The organism is Vibrio rubrogenes, assembly GCF_059641415.1.
In genome coordinates, this window is sequence record NZ_JCARSY010000094.1 from 1 (window position 1) to 1,278 (window position 1,278).

The 1,278-nt window shown below is 43.7% G+C and carries 1 protein-coding gene; it reads right to left on the reverse strand.

What is annotated here, in order from left to right; translation table 11 throughout:
* Positions 1-1,278, reverse strand: a 1,278-nt coding sequence (locus AC55NX_RS20660) for an IS4 family transposase (protein ID WP_496997441.1), incomplete at both ends; no start/stop codon positions are given.

Below are 1,278 nucleotides of genomic sequence, written 5' to 3' on the forward strand. Positions count from 1 at the left end.
GCTTTTTCTTCACTACTCGAGGAAAGGATCTTTCTCGCCTAGGTTCAAGTAGTAGGCTCTTACTCATCGAATAAAAGTTTTGGAGTTGCCTCGGTATTGCACCTGGTGACGAATATGGAAGTCCCACTATTAGGCGCATGATGTGGGCTAATGCTCCGTTGAAGCTAAGTTGGTATGGCAAGTAGTCTCCATTCAACGTATTACACATCTGCACCATCTGATACCTGACTAGGTTATAGGTCAATAGGATACCCCAGAGCTCTTGTTTCACTAATTCAGGGAGTCGACTTCGAAGCGTGAGTCGGTTACCAAGCATGTACTGTTTTTGCTCACGGTAACCGAGTTCAATTTCCCAACGATACCCATATAAGCCTACGATATCTGACTTTGGGTAGAGCATAGGGTCAAGCATTGAGGTGAGAACATCGTATTGCTTACCATCTTTGACTCTCGTGATTAAACGTACAACAACTTCTTTTTCTAACTCTGGCCACTTCTTACGCGCCTGCGGGTTACTCTTCAGTTTTATCAGTTTATCCTGTCGACCAAGAGACCGAACCACTTCATAGCTTAGTCCCTTTTTCATAGGGATAAGCCAATGTCGATTGACACCTGTAGAACACCACATTTGGAGTAAACCAAGGGAGTAAAAGCCTTTATCGAAAAGGGTTAAGCTGTTATCAGGTGTGGTTTCTATCAGCTGCTCTGCCAGCTTCATTTCATTCACAGTGTAACAATCAAAAGCGCTTCCAGTGATCAAATGACTGCTCAGCTCCATCTGACATACCATGCGTACCTGTGGATACTGTGTTTCTTGACCGTCACGATAGGTAGGCTTTGCAAACGCTTCAGCATTCTCTTTTGAGTCCTCAGTTCGCCACAAGACACCATCAACGCCAAGAAGAGTGAGTCCGTTCCAGTTTGGTAAGTTAGCCTGTTTAAACCAATGACTTTGCGTACACTCAAAAAGAGCTTTTGCGGCTGACTCTCCGAGGTTTTTTCTTCGTTGTGTCAATGCACTTGGAGCAACAAATGGCTTACCTGTGCGGTCAACAATATCGAGCATATTGATGATATCAGCCATGGATTTATCGTTATAGATAGCCATTCCGACTAATAACCATGCCATAGATTCTAAAGTCAGTTTTCGCTTTCTTAGGGTTACGGTGTCAGTTAGCTCATAAGCATCTTGAATCAACTCAATAGGCAGGAGATCAGCAAGTGTCTCAACTTGATTTGGTTTGTAGTTGTTGATGATGTTGAGGGCTTGGGAAACGT